The 20,675-nt window shown below is 59.9% G+C and carries 20 protein-coding genes; 11 read left to right on the top strand and 9 right to left on the bottom strand.

From position 1 onward, the window contains the following. Entirely contained in the window at positions 1-1,182 is a 1,182-nt protein-coding gene (locus MMS95_RS14500) for a M20 aminoacylase family protein (RefSeq protein ID WP_082996591.1), read from the bottom strand. A 140-nt stretch (positions 1,183-1,322) separates the two neighbouring features. On the opposite strand from MMS95_RS14500, the gene MMS95_RS14495 reads away from it, so the two are divergent. The 8 genes from MMS95_RS14495 (at position 1,323) to araD (ending at position 10,252) form a co-directional block, all read left to right on the top strand. Further along, complete coding sequence (locus MMS95_RS14495; RefSeq protein ID WP_082996592.1) at positions 1,323-2,276, top strand: LysR substrate-binding domain-containing protein; 954 nt, start codon at positions 1,323-1,325, stop codon at positions 2,274-2,276. A gap of 284 nt (positions 2,277-2,560) precedes the next feature. Next, the gene (locus tag MMS95_RS14490) at positions 2,561-3,628 is read left to right on the top strand and encodes an alcohol dehydrogenase catalytic domain-containing protein (protein WP_033632578.1); all 1,068 of its coding nucleotides are present in this window, start codon (positions 2,561-2,563) and stop codon (positions 3,626-3,628) included. Between the two features lie 137 nt (positions 3,629-3,765). Continuing rightward, the gene (locus tag MMS95_RS14485) at positions 3,766-4,683 is read left to right on the top strand and encodes an ABC transporter substrate-binding protein (protein ID WP_015378502.1); all 918 of its coding nucleotides are present in this window, start codon (positions 3,766-3,768) and stop codon (positions 4,681-4,683) included. A 54-nt stretch (positions 4,684-4,737) separates the two neighbouring features. Further along, on the top strand, positions 4,738-6,228 hold the full coding sequence (locus MMS95_RS14480; RefSeq protein WP_085058782.1) for a sugar ABC transporter ATP-binding protein: 1,491 nt from the start codon (positions 4,738-4,740) through the stop codon (positions 6,226-6,228). Continuing rightward, positions 6,225-7,214: a ribose ABC superfamily ATP-binding cassette transporter permease gene (locus MMS95_RS14475; RefSeq protein WP_015378500.1), complete on the top strand. Its 990-nt coding sequence runs from the start codon at positions 6,225-6,227 to the stop codon at positions 7,212-7,214. Before MMS95_RS14480 ends, MMS95_RS14475 begins: the two co-directional genes overlap by 4 nt. A gap of 8 nt (positions 7,215-7,222) precedes the next feature. Next, positions 7,223-8,710 carry an FGGY-family carbohydrate kinase gene (locus MMS95_RS14470; RefSeq protein ID WP_075686122.1) on the top strand — a complete coding sequence of 496 codons (1,488 nt, stop codon included), beginning with the start codon at positions 7,223-7,225 and terminating at the stop codon, positions 8,708-8,710. Further along, the gene (locus MMS95_RS14465) at positions 8,697-9,566 is read left to right on the top strand and encodes an L-ribulose-5-phosphate 3-epimerase (RefSeq protein ID WP_242141841.1); all 870 of its coding nucleotides are present in this window, start codon (positions 8,697-8,699) and stop codon (positions 9,564-9,566) included. The genes MMS95_RS14470 and MMS95_RS14465 overlap by 14 nt, the downstream gene beginning before the upstream one ends. Next, on the top strand, positions 9,560-10,252 hold the full coding sequence (gene araD, locus MMS95_RS14460) for an L-ribulose-5-phosphate 4-epimerase (RefSeq protein ID WP_033651896.1): 693 nt from the start codon (positions 9,560-9,562) through the stop codon (positions 10,250-10,252). Before MMS95_RS14465 ends, araD begins: the two co-directional genes overlap by 7 nt. 6 nt (positions 10,253-10,258) lie before the next feature. On the opposite strand, the gene MMS95_RS14455 is transcribed toward araD, so the two are convergent. Next, positions 10,259-11,263 carry a LacI family DNA-binding transcriptional regulator gene (locus MMS95_RS14455; RefSeq protein ID WP_004935582.1) on the bottom strand — a complete coding sequence of 335 codons (1,005 nt, stop codon included), beginning with the start codon at positions 11,261-11,263 and terminating at the stop codon, positions 10,259-10,261. Between the two features lie 384 nt (positions 11,264-11,647). On the opposite strand from MMS95_RS14455, the gene MMS95_RS14450 reads away from it, so the two are divergent. Together MMS95_RS14450 and MMS95_RS14445 are read left to right on the top strand one after the other, a co-directional pair. Continuing rightward, positions 11,648-12,058 carry a hypothetical protein gene (locus MMS95_RS14450; protein ID WP_242141839.1) on the top strand — a complete coding sequence of 137 codons (411 nt, stop codon included), beginning with the start codon at positions 11,648-11,650 and terminating at the stop codon, positions 12,056-12,058. Positions 12,059-12,219: 161 nt separating this feature from the next. Further along, the gene (locus MMS95_RS14445; RefSeq protein WP_242141837.1) at positions 12,220-12,609 is read left to right on the top strand and encodes a hypothetical protein; all 390 of its coding nucleotides are present in this window, start codon (positions 12,220-12,222) and stop codon (positions 12,607-12,609) included. A 248-nt stretch (positions 12,610-12,857) separates the two neighbouring features. Here the strand turns inward: MMS95_RS14445 and MMS95_RS14440 are convergent, their stop codons facing one another. Continuing rightward, complete coding sequence (locus MMS95_RS14440) at positions 12,858-13,769, bottom strand: LysR family transcriptional regulator (RefSeq protein WP_242141835.1); 912 nt, start codon at positions 13,767-13,769, stop codon at positions 12,858-12,860. 107 nt (positions 13,770-13,876) lie between these two features. Here MMS95_RS14440 and MMS95_RS14435 point away from each other — a divergent pair, with 107 nt between their 5' ends. Beyond that, positions 13,877-15,184, top strand: coding sequence for a serine hydrolase (locus MMS95_RS14435; protein WP_242141832.1), 1,308 nt, complete (start codon positions 13,877-13,879; stop codon positions 15,182-15,184). Positions 15,185-15,292: 108 nt separating this feature from the next. Here MMS95_RS14435 and MMS95_RS14430 read toward each other — a convergent pair whose 3' ends face one another. From MMS95_RS14430 to MMS95_RS14405, 6 genes are all read right to left on the bottom strand, one after another. Then, on the bottom strand, positions 15,293-16,066 hold the full coding sequence (locus MMS95_RS14430) for an ankyrin repeat domain-containing protein (RefSeq protein ID WP_242141830.1): 774 nt from the start codon (positions 16,064-16,066) through the stop codon (positions 15,293-15,295). A gap of 141 nt (positions 16,067-16,207) precedes the next feature. After that, a complete protein-coding gene (locus tag MMS95_RS14425) occupies positions 16,208-16,966 on the bottom strand; it encodes an ankyrin repeat domain-containing protein (RefSeq protein ID WP_049279661.1) in 759 nt (252 codons plus the stop codon). Positions 16,967-17,373: 407 nt separating this feature from the next. Then, a complete protein-coding gene (locus tag MMS95_RS14420; RefSeq protein ID WP_033632589.1) occupies positions 17,374-18,123 on the bottom strand; it encodes a glycosyltransferase family 2 protein in 750 nt (249 codons plus the stop codon). Positions 18,124-18,225: 102 nt separating this feature from the next. Continuing rightward, on the bottom strand, positions 18,226-19,305 hold the full coding sequence (gene lptG, locus MMS95_RS14415; RefSeq protein ID WP_242141828.1) for an LPS export ABC transporter permease LptG: 1,080 nt from the start codon (positions 19,303-19,305) through the stop codon (positions 18,226-18,228). Next, positions 19,302-20,372: an LPS export ABC transporter permease LptF gene (gene lptF / locus MMS95_RS14410; protein ID WP_242141826.1), complete on the bottom strand. Its 1,071-nt coding sequence runs from the start codon at positions 20,370-20,372 to the stop codon at positions 19,302-19,304. Before lptF ends, lptG begins: the two co-directional genes overlap by 4 nt. A gap of 28 nt (positions 20,373-20,400) precedes the next feature. Then, on the bottom strand, positions 20,401-20,675 hold a 275-nt coding region (locus MMS95_RS14405), incomplete at its 5' end, for a YtfJ family protein (RefSeq protein ID WP_277951846.1).

Raw genomic sequence — 20,675 nt, 5'->3', positions numbered from 1 at the left:
TTAAACCGCGGGGCGAGCCAAAAAGCGCTCGACCAATTTGACCCAGTAAGTGGCGCCCAACGACAGACTGTCGTCGTTGAAGTCATAACCGGGGTTGTGCAGGGAATTGCCCGGCGTGGCGGGGCCGTTGCCGATCGAGATGTAGCTGCCCGGGCACTTCTCCAGCATAAAGGCGAAATCTTCGCTGGCGGTGAACGGCCGCAGCGTGGGGATCACTCGGCTCTCTCCGGCCCATTCCAGCGCTACCGCGCGCGCCAGTTCGGTTTCTGCCGGGTGGTTCACCAGCACCGGGTAGCCGTGTTGATAGTCGATCTCCGCGCGGGCGCCGAAGCTGGCGGCCTGCGCCGTGACCAGTTCGGTGATGCGCTGTTCCAGCCGCGCGCGCACCGCCGCCGTCAGCGCGCGCACGCTGAGCGTCAGGGTGGCGGTCGCCGGGATCACGTTGGCGGCCTGGCCGGCCTGCATCGCCCCCACGGTGACGATCGCCGTTTCCTGCGGATCGATATTGCGCGCCACGATGGTTTGCAGGCTCATAACGATGGCTGCGCAGGCCACCACCGGATCGACGGTGCTCTGCGGCACCGCGCCGTGGCCGCCGTGGCCGTGCAGGGTTATGTGCACCGTATCGGCCGAGCACATGAAGGGGCCGCAGGCGAAGCCCAGGTGGCCGGTGGGTAAGCCGGGCACGTTGTGCATGGCGAACACCGCGTCGCAGGGGAAGCGCTCAAACAGGCCGTCTTCAATCATCACTCTGGCGCCGCCGCCGCCTTCTTCCGCCGGCTGAAAGATCAGATGCAGCGTGCCGCAAAAGTTCGGCTGCCGCGCCAGATAGCGCGCCGCCGCCAGCAGCATGGCGGTGTGCCCGTCGTGGCCGCAGGCATGCATCACCCCGGAATGGGTGCTGGCATAAGGCAGTTCGGTGGTTTCGGCAATCGGCAGGGCGTCCATGTCGGCGCGGATGCCGAGCGATTTTCCCGGCCCGCGCTGCAGTGTGGCGACAACGCCGGTTTGTCCTACGCCGCGCGTGACGCGGTAACCCCATTCCTCCAGCCGCTGTGCCACCAGATCCGAAGTGGCGAACTCCTGGAAGCCCAGCTCCGGGTGGGCGTGAAGGTGGCGGCGAAGCGCGACCATCTCATCATGAACGGCGGCGATCTCAGGCAGTAGCAGTGAATGCATCATCACGGTCTCCGGCAAAAGGGTCCCGGCCAGTGGGCGGGGAACGGGGCAGAGGGGATAGGCATCGAGACTAGCAAACTCCATTTTTGCCGGGTAGCCGCCGTTCGGTTATGCTGACAACTTATGATTGTCAGGAGGTGGACATGAAACTGCACCAACTGCAGGCGCTGGTGGCCAGCGCCGACAGCGGCAGCATTCGCGCGGCGGCGCGGCATCTGGGGCTGTCGCAGGCGGCGGTGACCCGCGCACTGCGCGAACTGGAGCAAGAACAGGCGCTGCCGCTGCTGATCCGCACGCCGACCGGGCTGGGTTTTACCCCCTACGGCAAAACCCTGCTGGCGCACGCCCGGCTGGTGCTGAACCAGTTGGAGCAGGCGCAGGGCGAAATGGCGGCGCTGCGCGGGAGTGCGGCGGATCTGGTCAAGGCGGCGATCACTCCCTGGCTGATGCTGACGGTGCTGCCGCCGGCGGTGATGGCGTTTCGCGGCAAAGTGCCGGCGGTGCGGCTGGAACTGTCGGAAAGCCTGATGGCCAACGCGCAGTCGCAGCTGCGCGAGGGCACGATGGATTTCGCCATCACGCCGCTGCCGGCGTCGTCGGCGCCGCAGGAGTTTCACTGCGAGCCGCTGCTGGAGTATGAAACGGCGTACATGGTGCGGCGCGGCCACCCGCTGGCGCACAGCACCTCGCTGCATCAGCTGCTGGAGCAGGATTGGGTGATGAGCTATACCCAGGAAAGTTTCGATGCGCTGCTCGACGAGGTGTTCCACCGCCACGGCGCGCGCCTGCCGCGCCAGCGCATTATCCAGGCGCATTCGTTCGGCATGCTGCAGGCGCTGGTGGAATCCGCCGAGATGTGCACCTGGTGCCCGCGGCCGATCGCCGCGCTGCCGCAATTCGCCTCTCGCCTGCAGCCGCTGGCGCTGCGCGAGAGCTGCCAACCGGCGCAGCTGAATATCGTCACCCGGCGCAACAGCATTCTGAGCGCCGCCGCCCATGCGTTTATCGACACGCTGGTGCGCACCCTGCGCCAGCAGGTGCGATCGTCGCGGCCGGAGGATCGCCAGATCTACGATCGCGTGCGCCTGCTGATTTAGCGGATCTGCCCGGATCGCCGATCCCGTAAATGGGATCGCGATCCGCATTTGTAGCATTTTTAGCCGCAATGTTAACGAACTGTGATTTTGCTCAAATAATTATTTTTGCAGCTTTGGTTATATGTCGCTCTATGTTCACGTTGTCATTTTTAGTTATCGGGATGTGTAATGGTTAATTTGTTGAAATTTATAATTTTATAACTCAGTTCGTTTTTTGTTTGATAAAAATGACAACGTCAACATTTATAATTTTCAAGAGTTTAATGAGAGTATTGGAGGAATAGATGAGCCAGTTGCCGGAAAAAATGCGCGCGGTCGTTTGCCACGGCCCGCAGGACTACCGTTTCGAACAGGTGCCCACGCCGCTGCCGAAGGCGCGCGAGCTGGTGATCAAGGTGGAAGGCTGCGGCATCTGCGCAGGCGACTGCAAGTGCAAGAACGGCGCACAGATGTTTTGGGGGGAGACCCCGTGGGTCAAACCGCCGGTGGTGCCGGGGCACGAGTTCTACGGCCGCATCGCCGCGCTGGGCGAGGGCGCGGAAGGCAAATACCGGATCGGTGAGCGGGTGATCGCCGAGCAGATCGTGCCGTGCTGGGAGTGCCGTTACTGCAAATCCGGCAGTTACTGGATGTGTGAGACGCATAACATTTACGGCTTCCAGAAAGACGTGGCGGAGGGCGGCATGGCGGAATACATGCGCTTTTCCGAGAACGCCATCGTGCACAAGATCCCGGAAAGCCTGAGCCATGAAGACGCGGTCTTGATCGAACCGATGGCCTGCGCCATCCACACCGTGGCGCGCGGCGACATTCAGCTGGACGACGTGGTGGTGCTGGCCGGCGCCGGGCCGCTTGGGCTGTGCATGGTGCAGGTGGCACGCCTGAAGACGCCGAAGAAACTGATCGTGATCGACGCCATCGACGAGCGGCTGGCGCTGGCGAAGGAATTTGGCGCCGACGTGGTGATCAACCCGCTGAAGGAAGACGCCGACCAGATCGTCAAATCGCTGACCGGTGGCTACGGCTGCGACGTCTACATCGAGGCCACCGGCGCGCCGATCGGCGTTACTCAGGGGCTGCAGATGATCCGCAAGCTGGGCCGCTTCGTGGAGTTCAGCGTGTTCGGCAAGGAAACCACCGTCGACTGGTCGATCATCGGCGATCGCAAGGAGCTGGACATTCGCGGCGCGCACCTGGCGCCCTACAGCTATGAGATCGCCATCGATCTGTTCGAGCGCGGGCTGGTGACCTCAAGCGGCGTGGTGACCCACAGCTATTCATTGAACGACTGGGACGAAGCCTTCGCCCTGGCGGACTCGACCGACTCCATCAAGGTGATCCTGGTTCCCTGACCCTCCCGCCGTACCGCTGTTGCAGTCACGATCGCCGGCCCGCTCCGCAATGGGGGGGCCGGCCGGTCGGCCAAACGTAAAGACATGCTGTTGCTCTGATAACCACAACAAGAAGCTTCCCTACAGGAGAATTGGCTATGTTTTCATTATTCAAAAAGACCCTGCCTTTTATCGTCGCCGGTGGAATGTTGGCGGCCAGCCATGGGGCGCTGGCCAAGCAAATCACTATCGGTATGTCGTTCCAGGAAATGAACAACGACTACTTCGTCACCATGAAGCAGGCGCTGGATCAGGCGGCGGCGGATATCGGCGCCAAGGTGTATGTGGCCGATGCCCGCCATGACGTCGCCAAGCAGATCGGCGACGTGGAAGACATGCTGCAGAAGAAGGTGGATATCCTGCTGATCAACCCGACCGACTCGGTGGGGGTGCAGTCGGCGGTGATCTCCGCCCATAAGGCCGGCGCGGTGGTGGTGGCGATCGACGCGCAGGCCGAAGGGCCGCTGGACTCGTTCGTCGGCTCGGAAAACTACGACGCCGGCTTCCAGGCGGGCGAATACCTGGCGAAAGCGCTGGGCGGCAAAGGCAAGGTGGCGATCCTCGACGGCATCCCGGTGGTGCCGATCCTGGAGCGCGTGCGCGGCTTTGAAGCGGCGATGAAAAAATACCCCGACATCAAGATCGTCACCAAACAAAACGGCAAGCAGGAGCGCGACACCGCGCTGACCGTCACCGAAAACATGCTGCAGTCGGCACCGGATTTGGCGGGCATCTTCAGCGTCAACGACGTCGGCGCGCTCGGTGCCCTGGCGGCGATCGAAAGCAACGGCGCCAAGGTCAAGCTGGTGAGCGTCGACGGCCAGCCGGAAGCCATCAAAGAGATCCTCAAGCCGAATTCGCCGTTCATCGCTACCTCGGCGCAGTTCCCGCGCGACCAGCTGCGCATCGCGCTCGGCATTGCGCTGGCCCGCTACTGGGGCGCCACGGTGCCGAAAACCGTGCCGGTCAAAGTGAAGCTGATCGACCGCAGCAATGCGGCCGGCTTTAGCTGGTAACAGCGGCCAGGTTCGCCCCGCTGCGGCGGGGCGTTCGGCGCGGAGGGCAATGCGGTGACACCTTTACTGGAACTGAAGCGAATAAAAAAGAGCTTTCCCGGCGTGAAGGCGCTGGACGGCATCGATCTGGCCATTCAACGGGGCGAGGTGCACGCCCTGCTGGGCGAAAACGGCGCCGGCAAATCGACGCTGGTGAAAATCATGTGCGGCATCCATCAGCCGGACGAGGGCGACATTTTTATCGACGGCGAGCAGCGCCGCTTTAACAACTATCGCCAGGCGATCGAGGCCGGGGTCGGCATTATTTTTCAGGAATTCTCGTTGATTCCCTACATGAGCGCCATCGACAACATCTTCCTCAACCGGGAGATCAGGAACCGCTGGGGCCTGCTGGATCGGCGGGCGATGCGGCGCAAGGCCGAGGCGATCTTCAAGCGGCTGACGGTGGCTATCGATCTCGATTGCCCGGTGGAGCAGCTGAGCGTGGCGCAGCAGCAGTTTGTGGAGATCGCCAAGGCGCTGTCGCTGGAGGCGCGGGTGCTGGTGCTGGACGAACCGACCGCCACGCTGACGCCGGGCGAGGCCGAACACCTGTTCAGCGTGATGAACGATCTGCGGCTGCTGGGCGTTGGCATGGTGTTTATCTCGCACCATTTGGACGAGATCTTCACCATCTGCGATCGCATCACCGTGCTGCGCGACGGCGCCTACATCGAAACGTTGGCCACCGGCGACACCAACGTGGAAGAGCTGGTGCGGCTGATGGTCGGGCGCAAAATCGAGAACGCCTTCCCGGTGAAACAGCATCCGGTCGATACCGCGACGGTGCTGCTGGAGGCGGAGATCCAGCGCGAGAAGCACGGCGCGACCGACCGTTTTCGGCTGCACAAGGGTGAGATCCTCGGCTTCGCCGGGCTGGTGGGCTCCGGGCGCACCGAGACCGTCTCGGCGCTGATCGGCGCCAGCCGCTGCCACCGCAAACGCGTCAGCCTCGGCGGCCAACCGGCGGCGCTGCGCTCCCCGGCGCAGGCGCTGGCGCAGGGCATCGGCCTGCTGCCGGAGAGCCGCAAAACCGAGGGCCTGGTGCTGCCGTTTTCGGTGGCGCAGAACATCACCCTCAACCGGCACCACCGGCGCGGCAAGATCTTCGTCAGCGCCCGCAAGGATCGCGACGTGGTGCAGCGGCTGATCCGCGCCGTGGGGGTGAAAACCCCGGACGCCGAGACCGCCGTCAGCACCCTGAGCGGCGGCAACCAGCAGAAAGTGGTGATCGCCCGCTGGCTCAACAACGACTGCAACATCCTGATCTTCGACGAGCCGACGCGCGGCATCGACGTGGGCGCCAAGGCCGAGATCTACCAGCTGATGCAGCAACTGACCCAGCAGGGCATCTCCATCATCATGATTTCCTCCGAACTGCCGGAGATCATCGGCGTGTGCGACCGCGTGCTGGTGTTTCGCGGCGGCCACATCGTCGCCGAGCTGACCGGCGACGACATCGAATCCAACCACATCATGCTTCACGCGACCGGGAGTGCCTTATGATAGGAATTGAACAACCCGCCGTGGCGCGCCGCGCCGCCGGCCCCAGCCTCGGCAAGCGCTGGGAAAAACTGCTGCATCACCCGGCGGTTCTGCCGTTTATCGGCTTCGCTGTCCTGTTCGTGCTGATGAGCCTGCTGAACGACAGCTTCCTCAGCGTCAACAACCTGACCAACGTGGCGCGCCAGGTGTCGATCAACGCCATCATCGCGGTGGGCATGACCTGCGCCATCCTGACCGGCGGCATCGATCTCTCGGTGGGGCCGGTGATGGCGCTGGCCGGTTCGGTCGCCGCCGGGCTGATGCTGGCGGCGGTGCCGATCCCGCTGGCGATGGTGGCCGCGCTGGCGCTCGGCGCGCTGTTCGGCCTGGCCAACGGCGCCTGCATCGCCTACCTGCGCATGCCGCCGATCATCGTCACCCTGGCGTCGATGGGCATCGCCCGCGGCTTGGCGCTGCTCTATACCGGCGGCTACCCGATCTCCGGCCTGCCCGACGTCTTCTCCTTCTTCGGCCGCGGCACGGTGCTGGGCATCCAGGTGCCGATCCTGATCATGCTCGGCGTGTACCTGCTGGCCTGGCTGATGCTCAACCAGCTGCCGTTCGGCCGCTACGTCTATGCAATGGGCGGCAACGAAGAGGCGGCGCGCCTGAGCGGCATCCGCGTGCCGCGCTACAAGATGCTGGTGTACGTGATCAGCGGCCTGACCGCCGCGCTGGCCGGGCTGGTGCTGACCTCGCGCCTGATGAGCGGGCAGCCCAACGCCGGTGAAGGCTTCGAGCTGGACGCCATCGCCGCCGTAGTGCTGGGCGGGGCGGCGATCTCCGGCGGGCGCGGCGCCATCGTCGGCACGCTGGTGGGGGCGATGATGCTCGGGGTGCTTAACAACGGCCTCAATCTGATGAACGTATCGCCGTATATCCAGAACGTGGTGAAGGGCGGCATTATCCTGGCCGCCATCTACCTCAGCTCCGTGCGGCGCAAATAGGAGGCGCGATGTCAGTCTTTCTTGGCATAGACGTCGGCGGCACGGTGATCAAGGCCGGGCTGTACCGGGCAAGCGGCGAAGAACTGGCGATCGCCGAGCGTGACGGCGCGGCGATCGCCGCCCAGCCGGGCTTTAGCGAGCGCAATATGGACGCGCTGTGGGATGACGTTTGCGCGGCGATCCGCCAGACGCTGCACGCGGCGGGGCTGGAGGCCGGGCAGGTGCGCGGCGTCAGCTTTTCGGCGCACGGCAAAGGGCTGTACGCCATCGACCGCCACGGCAAGCCGGTCGGCAACGGCATCCTCTCTTCGGACAACCGCGCGGCGGCCACGGTGGCTGAGCTGCGCTGCGCCGGCGTGGATGCGCAGAGCTACCCGCGCAGCCTGCAGCCGCTGTGGCCCAGCCACCCGGCGCTGCTGCTGCGCTGGCTGAAGCAGCGGCAACCGGCGCAGTACGCCGCCGTCGATCGCATCCTGATGGCGCACGACTACCTGCGCTTTCGCCTCACCGGCGAGGCGGCGGCCGAAGTGACCAACATCTCCGGCAGCAACCTGTTTAACCAGCGCAGCGGCGCTTACGATCCGGCGCTGATGGCGGCCTTCGGCATCGAAGAGGCGCAGGAGAAGACCGCGCCAACGATCGGCTCGGCGCAGCTGGCCGGGCGGGTGACGGCCGCTGCGGCGGCGCAGTGCGGCCTGCGAGCGGGCACTGCGGTGTACGGCGGCCTGTTCGACGTGGTGGGCGCGGCGCTCAGCTCCGGCGTGGCCGACGATCGCACGCTCAGCGCGGTGGCGGGCACCTGGTCGATCGCCACCTGCGTGACCGAGCGCATCATTCCCGCCGATTACCCCTACGCCTGGGGGCGCTACTGCATCGACGGCCGCTATTTCGTGCACGAAGGCAGCCCGACCTCGGCAGGCAACCTGGCCTGGTTCCTGCGCCAGTTCTGCGCCGACGACCGGCAGCGCTACGCCCAGTTCAACGCCTGGGTGGCCGAGCGCCGCGAGCAGCCCAGCGGGCTGCTGTTCCTGCCGTATCTGTACGGCTCCAACCTCGGCGGCAACACGCCGGGCGGGCTGATCGGCCTGAGCGCCCACCACGAGATGGCGGACGTGGTGCAGGCGATCTACCAGGGCATCGTGTTCTCGCACCTGATCCATCAGGAGCGCATGGTGCAACTGAACCCGCGCATCGAGCGGGTGCGCATGACCGGCGGGCCGACGCAGTCCGAGGTCTGGATGCAGATGTACGCCGACGCCGGCAACCTGCCGCTTGAGGTGGTGGAAACGCGCCAGAGCGGCTGCCGCGCCGCCGCCCTGTGCGCCGCCGTCGGCGCCGGGGAGTACGCCGGGTTCGCCGAAGCGATCGCCGCCGCGCCGCCCAAACTGCGCTGTTATTATCCCGCGACCGCCGCCCATCGGCGCCTGCGCGCCCAGCAGGCGCGCTATCTGGCGGTCGCTCAGGCTTTGAGTGAGGTGACTGATGCAAACGACTAACGCTGCCTGTCTGGGGCTGTATGAAAAAGCGCTGCCCGCCGATCTGGACTGGCCGCAGCGGCTGGCGACCGCCGCCGAGCTGGGCTTTGAATTTGTAGAGATGTCTATAGACGAACAGCCGGCGCGCCAGCAGCGGCTGGACTGGGATCGCCGCCAGCGGCTGGCGTTTATCCAGGCGCGGCTCGACAGCGGGGTGACGGTGCCGAGCCTGTGCCTGTCGGCGCACCGGCGCGATCCGTTCGGCAGCGCCGACGCTGCCACCCGCGAACGGGCGCAGGTGCTGATGAGCAAGGCGCTGGAACTGGCGACGGATCTCGGCATTCGCAACATCCAGCTGGCGGGTTACGACGTCTATTACGAACCGGCCGATCGCCACAGCCGCGAGCGCTTTATCGAGGGCATGCAGTGGGCGGCGGCGCAGGCCGCCAGGGCGCAGGTGATGCTGTCGGTGGAGGTGATGGATACGCTGTTCATCAACAGCATCAGCAAATGGCGCGACATCGCCCGCCACGTCAACAGCCCGTGGTTCACGGTGTATCCCGATCTCGGCAACCTCAGCGCCTGGGGCAACGACGTCGCCGCCGAGCTGGCGCTGGGCATCGGCAGCATCACCGCCATACACCTCAAAGACACCGTGGCGGTGGGGCCGGGCAGCGCCGGGCAGTTCCGCGACGTGCCGTTCGGCGAAGGCTGCGTGGATTTCGCCCACGCCTTTTCCGTGCTCAACGCGCTCGGCTATCGCGGCCCCTATCTGCTGGAGATGTGGGCGCGCGAAGACGGGCGGGATAAGCAACGCATCGCACAGGCCAAGGCCTGGATCGAACAACAGATGAATGAGGGAGGCATCGCATGCTGAACGAACTCAAGCGGCAGGTGCTGGCCGCCAACCTCAGCCTGCCGGCATACGGGCTGGTGACCTTTACCTGGGGCAACGTCTCGGCGATCGACCGCCAGAGCGGGCTGGTGGTGATCAAGCCTTCGGGCATCGCCTACGAGGCGATGACGCTGGAGGATTTGGTGGTGGTGGATCTGGAGGGTAAGGTGCGCGAAGGGCACCGCAAGCCCTCATCCGACACCGCCACCCACCTGGCGCTGTACCGCGCCTTCGCCGATATCGGCGGCGTGGTGCACACCCACAGCCGCAACGCCACCATCTGGGCGCAGGCCGGGCAGCCGATCCCGGCGCTGGGCACCACCCACGCCGACTACTTTTACGGCGACATTCCCTGCACCCGGCCGATGAGCGAGGCGGAGATCGCCGGGGATTACGAGGGGGAAACCGGCAAGGTAATCATCGAGACCTTCAGTCAGGCGGGGCGCGATCCGCAGCAGGTGCCGGGGGTGCTGGTATACTCCCACGGCCCGTTCGCCTGGGGCAAGGACGCGGCGGATGCGGTGCACAACGCGGTGGTGCTGGAGGAGGTGGCGATCATGGCGATGGCGACGCGCCAGCTGGCGCCGGCCATCGCCCCGATGCAGCCGGAGCTATTGGACAAACATTTCCTGCGCAAGCACGGCAAACACGCCTACTACGGGCAATAACACCCGTCAGCGATTCAACAGCGAGCCGGTGAAGAACTCTCTGCGCACTGGCAGCTCGCCGCGCGGGCTGTTAATGGCGCTGAACAGCAGCTCCGCGGCGATCTCCCCCAGTTTCTGCGTATCGTGATACACCCCCGGAATGTGCAGGCCGTAAGCGCCGGCGCGCGGCGGCTCGTCTATCGAGAAGAACTTCACCTGCTGATAAAGCCCCATCTCGTGGCAGATGGCGATGGCACCCAGCGTGATGATGCCGTTCAGGCCGATGATGTAATCCGGGCGGTTCTCCGGCTGCGCCAGATAGGCGCGCACCTCGCTCTCTTGCGAGGTGAAATCGTAGTCGCCGTTGATGATATGAATCTCACGCCCGCTGCCCTGCAAGGCTGCGACGATGCCGGCGGTGCGCGTTAGCGTAATTTCCGAATCCGCCGGGCCGCCGATAATCAGCAGCTTCTGCTCCGGCTGCTCCGCCAGATAACGCCCGGCCAGCACGCCGATCTCGCGGTTATCGAGGAACACGCCGCTCAGCTGCTGATCGTAGAGATCGCGGTCGATCAGGATCAGCGGCACGCCGTACACCTCGGCCAGCTCGAGATAGGCGGGGCGGTAGCGCTTGTCGTCACGCACCGCCGATAGCAGGATGCCGCGCGCCTTGTAGCCGAACAGCGCCTGAATGGCGCGCATTTCCGCCTCTTCGCTGCCGTCGGTGTCGAACAGCATGATCTGGTAGCCCTGCTGGCGCGCAATGCGCGACACGGTCTTGATCAGGCCGGAATAGAACGGGTTGTACATGCTGCTGGTGACGATGCCGATAATCTGGCTGCTGCTGCTTTTCAGCCCCTGCGCGAACGCGTTGGGCACATAGTTCAGCTCTTTGGCGATGGCGTGAATGCGCTCGCGGGTTTCCGGCTTGACCAGCTCGGGCTTATTGAAGGCGCGGGAAACGGTGATATTGGTCACCCTGGCGCGGCGGGCGATATCCACGATAGTGGCATTGGGATTGGCTTTCGACACCGTCTTTCCTTGCGTTATGCCTCAACAGATCCCTTATTGTAGGGAAAGGGCGGGGGCGGTGCTAGGGGGGAGTGGTTGGAGGAATGGTTGGGACTTTGGAGTGGGAAAGGGAAAATAACGAAATGGAAACGAAATTAATAATTTCATTTATTTATTAGTTACGAATTAAATCATTTTATGTGGCCATATTTTGTTGGCGGAGAGTTTGGCAAAGTGTGTTTCATGGTCGAAGTTAGGTAACAATGATTGCTTTATGCCAGAAGTGGACATTACTGACATCATAATATATTAATCAAGCGGGAACAGGTCATTCCATTGACCTGATGATTTAGCACTATAGGACTGCTAATTATCTTTCTGACTCACCACTAACAAGGAAAAGGCATGTTCGGATTCTTTAGAAAGAAAAGACCTGAAACTGAGCCTGGGCAAGGTTCCTCAATCACGGCAAAACAGTTTATTGCGCTGACGCTGAATGATGAAAAGTTGTCTATGCCCGTCTATCTTCCGGGGGGCCGTAACGAAGATGATTGCGAGGGTATTGAGCTAGGTCCTCTCATTTATATCTGGAATGTGGATCGTGCCGTTGGCACATTCAGCCTCTCTGTTAACGGTAAAGCGATTGGTCACCTCCTTGAGCCATTTGTACCCCGAGATAACCCTGCATATGTTGAGATCCGTGATGAGGCAATGAAGGTTATCGCTGAATTATCTACTCAGTCCGTGCTGAAAACCATAGAGAAAACTGGCCTCATGCCCGATGTTTTGTTTGCTTACCACGCTGAGAATGTATAGCAGGAACAAAGCTGACAGTTAGGTAGAGTTTGGGATTACGCTAGGGACTAAATTAATCAGTCCTGTCACAGTAACGCTAAATTCTTGTCAAGAAATGCTTTAAGTTGCCGAAATATACATTCAGCGTTATTCCTGAAAATAAACAAAATGGATTGATCCGAATGAAGAAACTCTTACTTCTTGTTCCGCTGGTGTTTACTGCGCCGGTACAGGCTTCTGAAGTCATGGTAGGTCAGGTTTGCAGGGCTGCTTCTGCTGCGATGTTTGGCCGTGACCATAAGATCATGCAGCTTGATAAAGTCGAATCAGGTATTGCCTATGTACATTATATCCGACAGAGCGATGGTACCCGTTGGGCAATCAAATGCAAACTTATAGGTGATCAAGTTATGTGGGCATCTGACAATCCTGACAGTACTGGTCGCTGGCGGGATGATCCTGCAGACAGTACGGTCAAATATTCTATTGATGGTAAAAAAATTATTATTACCGAGCTCTACAGCGACGGTTCCAGTACCACTAATTCTTATCCATTGAAGCAACTAAAGTGACTATTACCTGATCTCCGTTGGTTAAGATACCTCAATGTTAGTCAAGTAGTTGTTAGAGTTGCGAACTTCCGCTCCTCGCTCAAAGAAGCCCCTCAAATGCCACCATTCAAAGCAACAAACCAGCGCCAGCAGCGGTGGAGCGAAGGCGCTGAGGGGCTCATTGGAGGAAGCATCAATCCCCGCTTAAGAGCGAACGGACCAACAACGCAGGCGATGCTCCCCACGATCAACTACCGATAACAACACCGCTAATCTAACAGCAACTTTTCACCCCCAACCCCCCGCCACAATCCCGGCAACAACCCCAACGTCTCATCAATCAGCGCTCGTCGGTCATTGCCCGGCTTCCAGATAGTCACCATCGTTTGGCTTATCCCCTGGCTGCCCACTTCGGTGCGCAGCGTGTTGACGTTTTTCCACTGTTCGGCATGCATATGCGTCGGCAGGAATCCCCAGCCGCAGCCCTGTTCGAGCAGGGCGCGCAGCATTTCCAGCTCGTTGGTAAATATTGTGTGCCCGGAAATTTGCAGGCGGCGCGCCACCGGTTCGTCAGAATCCGGGTGCATAATTACCTGCGGTGTGAGCGAGAGTTCCAGCAGCGAAAGCGGCTGTTCCGCGCTGGGGAAAAGCGCTTTGGCGGCGTAAAAATCCATCTCTATCGCCCCTAGGGCGCGCCACTCCATGGTGTCGCCCACGCTGCGGTTGCGCGCCTGGCAGATGCCCAGATCGGCCTGGCCGCTTGCCAGCAGGCTTTCCGCTTCGTCGCGTGAGGCGTTAATCAGGCTCAGGCGCGTGTTTCGCTGGGCCATGGCGGCAATCAGCGCCTGCAGCAACGCGCGGGGCGTAAAGGGATCGTAGACCAGCGAGATTTCCTGCGCCGCGCTCTTCGGCACGTCTTTGGCAAACGCCTCAAACGCTTTCACCTGGCGCATCAGCAGGTGCGCCTGGCGCTGCAGCTGTTCGCCCTCCGGCGTCAGGTGCAGGCTGCGCCCCTCGCGCAGGAACAGCGCATAGCCCAAGCCATCCTCCAGAAAATCAATCAAATCGCGCAGCGTCGTGCGGTCTTTGCCCAGCTTGAGCGCGGCTTTCGCCAGGCTGCCGTGCTCGGCTACGGCGGTGAAGGCTTCCAGTTGGGCAAAGGAATAAATCAGGCTCGGCACGCGGTTCTCCCGTCGATTTTTCGGGGGATTTTCCCCCATCAGGCGTTTTTTATTATAGGCCGCGTTTTTTTAAGCTGAACGCCTTCCTGAGCTAAGCGAGAAGAAATATGAAAAGCAAAGTGTTTAACCGCAGCCTGCTGGCGGGCGTTGTCATCAGTCTCTGCAGCGGCCTGTTGGCGCCCGCCGCGCTGGCCGCCTGTGCGGGCACCGAACTCAGAGCCTGTCCGGCGCCTTTCGATGCGCAATTGCCGGACACGCACAAGATGCTCACCTGGAGCCAGAGCGACCGGGTGATCGGTTTTCGTAATGACTACCGCAACTATGCCGGGGATGTGTTTCATCACGGCAATGCCGCGCCGCTGCCGGCTGCCGCTAAACAGCTAACGAATGCCAGCTATCAGGTGAATGGCAAAACCTACAGCCTGCAGGATTATCTTCAGCGCCAGAACGTCAGCGGCATGCTGGTATTGAAAGACGGCAAAATCGCCTGGAAATATCTGGGGCAGGGCAATGCTGACGCCACGCTGTGGACGTCGCGCTCGGTGGGCAAATCCGTGGTCGCCACGCTGGTGGGCGTGGCGATTAAACAGGGCAAGATCCGCTCGCTCGACGATCTCATCACGCAATACGAACCCGATCTGAAAGGCACCGCGTGGGACGGCGTGACCCTCAGGCAGCTGATAACCCACACCTCCGGCGTGGCGTGGAATGAGGATTACACCAACCCGAAGTCGGACTTCGCGCAGCTGACCGAGTGTGAAGCCAAACCCGGCACCTATGCCTGCGTGCGCAAGCTGGTGGCCGGCCTGCAGCGTGCGCATCCGGCCGGGCAGAACTGGTCTTACTCCTCCGGCGGTGCCTGGTTGCTGGGCGATGTGCTGGAGCGCGCCACCGGCATGCCGCTGGCGGCCTATCTGGAGCAAAGCATCTGGCAGCCGTACGGCATGGCGAGCGACGGCGTGTGGCATGCCTACGCCAAAGGCCAGCACGACGTGGGCGCGCACGGGTTCAACGCCACGCTGGAAGACTGGGGGCGCTTCGGTGAGTTCATTCTGCATAACGGGACGTTGCCGAACGGCAAACAGATCTTGCCGGAAGATTGGGTAGCCCAGTCGTCCAACTGGACGCGGGCGACGGGCTCGGTATCGGTGGCGCATCCTGACGGCATCTACGGCTACCAGTGGTGGAACAACGAAGTGCCAATGAATGCGACTAACGTAGAACCCGCTCCGCAGGCGTCCCTCAAGCATTCCCTGTGGGCGCTGGGGATCTTCGGCCAGATGATCATGGTGAATCAGGCGGAGAATCTGGTGATCGTCCAGTGGTCCACCTGGCCGCAGGCGGAGCCTTCTTTCAGCGCGCAACCGCTGGAAGCATCGCTGATGTTTAGCGCGATAGCGAAGGAGTTGCGTTAACGTCGGCAACTATCGGCAGAGCGAGCAGGGGCGGTTGCCATTTCGCCCCTGAGCGGCATATTACATGTTTTCGACGTCGACCTATTCATGCCGTAGGGGAGGGGAGTATCAATTCTCTATAGGTAGTGGAGGCCAGTCACCACCATTTTTAATTAACAACTCTTTTATCTTGTCAATTTTCTCTTTATCCTCGGCATCGCCTACACCTCTATCTATAAAGCGCTGAAGCTGATTGCCCATAGTCCAACCAAATTTCCCTTTTATTTTGCTATCTGCACCTCTCTCTAACAAAAAAATCGTATGATCAAACGAATGAGAATCCAGTGAGCTTATCAATAAGGTGTTTCCCAATGAGTCTCTTGTATTTATGTCTGCGCCATAATCCAGCATCACCTTTAACGTTTCAGGTTTTTTTGCTTCTAAAGCTTCGAATATAATGGGTTGATTGAATACCTTATCTTTTGCGTTTGGCGGCAAACCGCCGTCGAGCATGGCCTTGATCCAAATTCCCTTGTCGGCTTTCATGACAAATTCCGCCGGGCTGCTTCCCCCTTCCGGTCTGGGCTGCAGCGGGTCTGCACCTGCTTTAACCAAGTCAGTAATAATCCTCAGTCTTTTCGGCGTATTTTTATCATAGATTGCGTTTAGCACCGACCAAAACAGCAGGGTCATGTCTGCCTTAACCGGTCGATTCAGTTCTTCCTTGCTTATAGAGGGAAGCTTCTCTTTCAGTTTCACTTCATCGCCATCATAAATCAGCTGTGCGATGTCCAGCTGCCGGCCTTCAAAAAAATCCTGTGGCTCATATTCCATGCTTTTGTTGCATCCTTGCACCATGAGGACAGTAAACAGTAGCGCTATTGCCATTATCAATTTGCTCATATTCTCCCCCTGAGAATGGTGACACCCGCGTCTCTTCAATCAGTTTTATTGTGTGGTCTATAGCGTGTGTATCGGAAAACAGATGCAATCTGACAGCCCCGGTATAAATAACCGGCAGCTGTCAGATCAGCGTTGATGAAATTACTGCGCTTCCTTTGCCCCTTTCAAAAGCATGAGCTCGAGTATTTTCTTACACTGTTCATTGTATTCTGAGCCATCTTGGCTATCTTTTATTTGCCGATTCACTGCTGTTAACAGCGAAAGATTGTTTATATTTACCGGGTTAGGATTCGCACCCCGATTGAGCAGTAGGGTCATGTGCTCAAAGGCTGAGCTAAAAAAAGCATCCATTAATAAGGTTTGTTGTAAGGAGTCTCTGATATTTATATCCGCGCCATAATCCAGCATCACCTTTAACGTTTCCGTGTTCTTGGCTTTGATTGTCTGGAATACAATGGGCTCATTGAATACCTTATCTTTTGCGTTTGGCGGTAAACCGCCGTCGAGCATGGCTTTGACCCAAATCCCCTTGTCGGCTTTCATGACGAATTCCGCTGGGCTGCTACCTCCTTCTGGTCTGGGTTGCAGCGGGTCTGCGCCAGTTTTTACCAAGTCGGTTATTATTTTCAGCCTTTCTGGCGTGTTTTTATCATAGATTGAGTTTAGCACCGACCAAAACAGCAGGGTCATGTCTGCCTTAACCGGTCGATTCAGTTCTTCCTTGCTGACAGAGGGAAGTTTCTCTTTCAGTTTCACTTCATCGCCATCATAAATCAGCTGTGCGATGTCCAGTTGCTGGCCTTCAAAAAAATCCTGTGGTTCATATTCCATGTTTTTTTTGCATCCTTGCATCATGAGAACAGTAAACAGTAACGCCATTGCCATTATCAACTTGCTCATATTCTCCCCCTGATAGTGGCGACATCCTCGTCTTTCTGATCTTCAATCATCAGGTGAAATAATATCATCGGCGATATACAGCAGTTTCAAACTGGAAAACATAGTGTGTCTCTTCCTTTGCTTGCTGCGTCTTAGCCTGTTCAGGCGGGCGCTCGCACTCCTTGCACTCGATGGCCCCCTGAGGGGCATGTTATCGAACGGCAGCCAGCGATAGCTAACGGCGCATAGGACACCAAATAAAGGATGATAACGGCTCAGGCCAATTTGTAAAGCCGGCCAACTATTAACTGGAAAGTTCTTGTTTTCTAAAGGCTGCTGTAGGGTGTTAACTCCGCCGCATAAATCGATAAACCAACGCCAGGATCAGTAGCGGCGGGGATGTGCCCCTGTTTCTGTCCTTAACATTATCAATCTTTGCCATACCAGGATTTAAAATACTTCAGGAAACTGTAGGCCACGGCATAAAACCCAGTGACGGCGCCGACTTTGCCTTCCTTCCATGCGCCGCTCAGTACGTACCATTTGAAAAATGCGCCGATCGCGCTAACGACGCCACGAAATAACGAGGGCCTAATATTTCTGTATTTCACTACCCTTGTCGTATAGCTATTGAGCTTGTTGAATATTTCATGGAGAGAGTAAAAGGTATCGTGCTTAACATTGCCGGGAATGACCGACGTGTGAATATAGCCTTCAGCGGCATCATCTACCGGAGCATCATTGAACCTGACCTGCGTTCTATTGAACAGCCGAACGGGGTAGTCCGGTGAGGAGATGGGATAAATCGTTCTGACTGGCTGTCCGAGAACAAACCAATTCCTTTTGATTCTAAAGGCTTGCTGTGGCGGTGGGTTTTCCTGCGCTTTGAATTTTAAAATGGACGCTATGGTTTCGGCATCAAGGATTTCGTCGCTGTCCAGGCACAACACCCAGTCATGATGAGCTTGAGAAATCGCAAAGTTCATTTGCCGTCCGTGAGTCTCGAAACGATGATAAATAGGGCTTATTCCAAAGCTTTGGCAAATAGACAGCGTTTTATCCGTACTGCCGGAGTCCACCACAATCCACTCATCCGCAATGCCCATGAGTGGAGAAAGCACCTCGTGTAATAAACGAGAGGAGTTAAAAGTCAGTATACAAACAGCTATCTTTGCCATTAACTAACATCCTTAAAAATCGCGAGCAGGTGAGTGCGTGATATTTTCTCTGGAATGGAAATTACGATTCTCTTCTTATCCCTTATCAACCTCAGAAAATGCTTAACCCCGCCGGTCAAACCGATAAACCAGCGCCAGCGCCAACGCCAGGAGCAAAAGCGGCGGGGCGAGGGCGGTGAAGGGCGCGTTGAGGGCGAACAGCAATCCCAGGTTGAGAACGATCTGGTAAGCGATGTAGGTCAGCAGCCCGATGATGACGCCAAGCGCTAGCCGGCTGCCCATGCCGGGGGCGCGCGGGGCGGTGAAGGTAAACGGGATGGCCAGCAAAATCATCGCCAGCACCAGCAGAGGCTGGCCGAGTTTTTTCCACAGCGCCAGGCGGTATTCGGTGCTGGGCTGCCCCGAGCCTTGCAGGTAATCGATATAGCGATCCAGCTGTTGGAGCGAGAAACTGCCCGCCGGCAGGGTCAGCTCTTTCAGGCTCGGCACGGCGAACAGTGAGCGCCAGAGCAGGCTGTCTTGTCGCGCAATCGTCTCCTTTCTGCCTTGCCAGCTTTTCTGCATCACGTTGTGCAGCAGCCAGCTGCCGTCAGCGGCGGTTCTGGCGCTGTCGGCGTAAATGTAAGACTCCAGCGCGCGGTTGGCTTGATAACGGAAGATCTCAATGCCGTGGGGCTGGTCGTTCTCATCGACGGTCTTCACTGTTACAAACTCGTTGCCGTGCCGCGCCCACAGCGGGTTAACGGTAACGTCGTTATTATTCGACTGCGCCAGGGCGTTATTCTTCATTTGCAGCGCGCGTTGCTGCAGCGGCGAGGCGGCCCATTCATCGAGGGCGCCGAGCGAGAGGTTCATCAGCAGCCCGGCGGCGAGCATCACCAGCGCGATGCGGAATATCGACATCCCGGCGGAACGGATCGCCGTCAGCTCCAGGCTCTTGGAGAGCTGCCCCAGCCCAACGATGCCGCCGAGCAGCGCGATAAACGGCCCCAGATCGACCAGGCTGCGCGGCAGGGTCATCACGGTCACCAGCAGCGCCTGCTGCCAGCGGTAGCCGCCTGGGGTCACGTCCTCCAGCTCGTTGATCAGCGTAAAGGTGGTGAACAGCGGGATGAGCAGCCCGGCCGCGGCGGCGAAGCCGATGAACACGTTGCGGATCAGATAGCGGCTAAAAAGGGTCATCGGGAGGGTTTCCGCAGCAGGGATAGGTCGCGCGCCAGCAGCAGGGCGATACCGACAGCCATCGCTATCGGCACCAGCCAAACGCCGGGGATCGTTGGCAGAGAGCCGTTGGCCACCAGCGTGCGGCAAATGTTGCCGCCATAGAAAATCACGGTAAACAGAACCGTGAGGGGCAGCAGCGCGGCGTAGCGCCCCTGCCGCGGCTTGATGCGGCTAAAGGGGATCGCCAGCAGCACCATCAGCACGGTGGTCAGCCCGCGGCTCTCGCGCCATTGCAGTTCGGCGGCGTCGCCCGGATCGGCGGAGCGCGCCAGTTCCGCCGGCGAGGCCGACTTGTGCCGGCTCTCGGCGCTGGGCAAGAACGGTTTGAGCGCGATGTCGAAGTTGTCGTAGTTCTGCCCGTTGTCGTCGGCGCCCTCACGATCCAGCACATAGGCGGTACCGGTTTTCAGCCGCACGGCGGGGCTGGCGGGGGAGGCGTCGAGCACCTCCACCGACTGCGCGCGGTACAGGTTGGTGTGATGGCCGCCGCGCACATAAATCAGGGCGTCCGTCAGGTGGTTGGCCGTTTTGTCGACGTGACTGGCGAGGATCATGCGGCCGTTGCCGCTGACGTTGAATTTGTCGGCCTGCAGGTGGCTCACGTCCAGCACCGATTGCGACTGTTGCTGCAGCTGATAAATATTGGCGTACGCCCAGGGTCTGCCATACAGCGACAGCAGCGTGACCGCTATCGCCAGCGGCACGGCGAGTATCAGCACCGCCTTGTACAGCCGCAGCGGGCTGGCGCCGGCGGCCAGCATGGCGGTGATCTCCGCATCGCTGTACATCTGGCTCAGCGCGACCGCCACCGAGACATACAGCGCGACGGGCAATATCATCTCCAGCGCGATCAGCGATTTATAGAAAACCACGTCGGCCACCACCCGCAGCGCCAGCGTGCCGTTGGCGGCGTCGGTCAGGTAGCGCTGGGCGGAGTAGCTGGCGAACATGAAGATCAGAAACCCGGCGATCATCATCACCAGGCGGCGGATCTCAACCGTGATATAGCGTTCAATCAAAGACATGCGTTATCGGTTCCCGGCGGCGTGCGCTTCATGGCGTCTCCTGCGCGATCAGCGCGCGCAGCAGGGCGATCACCTGGTCAACTTCTTGCGGGGTGAGTGCGCCGTCCTTCGCCCACTGCACGCGCCCGGCCTTGTCCAGCACTACGATGGTGGAGCTTTCCTCCGGCAGCCGCCAGGCCATGCGCCCCAGCCCGTCGCTGTCGACGATGAATTGCGCCCAGGGGTAATGCCGCTTGTTTTTCTCGATCTTGCCGCGCACGAAGAAGCCGGAGCCCGGTATCGCGTCGTCGGTGTTGACGATGG

Origin of the sequence: Serratia sp. PGPR-27, from assembly GCF_022678525.1 — a bacterium.
GTDB lineage: Bacteria > Pseudomonadota > Gammaproteobacteria > Enterobacterales > Enterobacteriaceae > Serratia > Serratia nematodiphila.
Note: the sequence above shows the minus strand (reverse complement) of the source record. Positions and strands in the feature narration are given on the sequence as shown.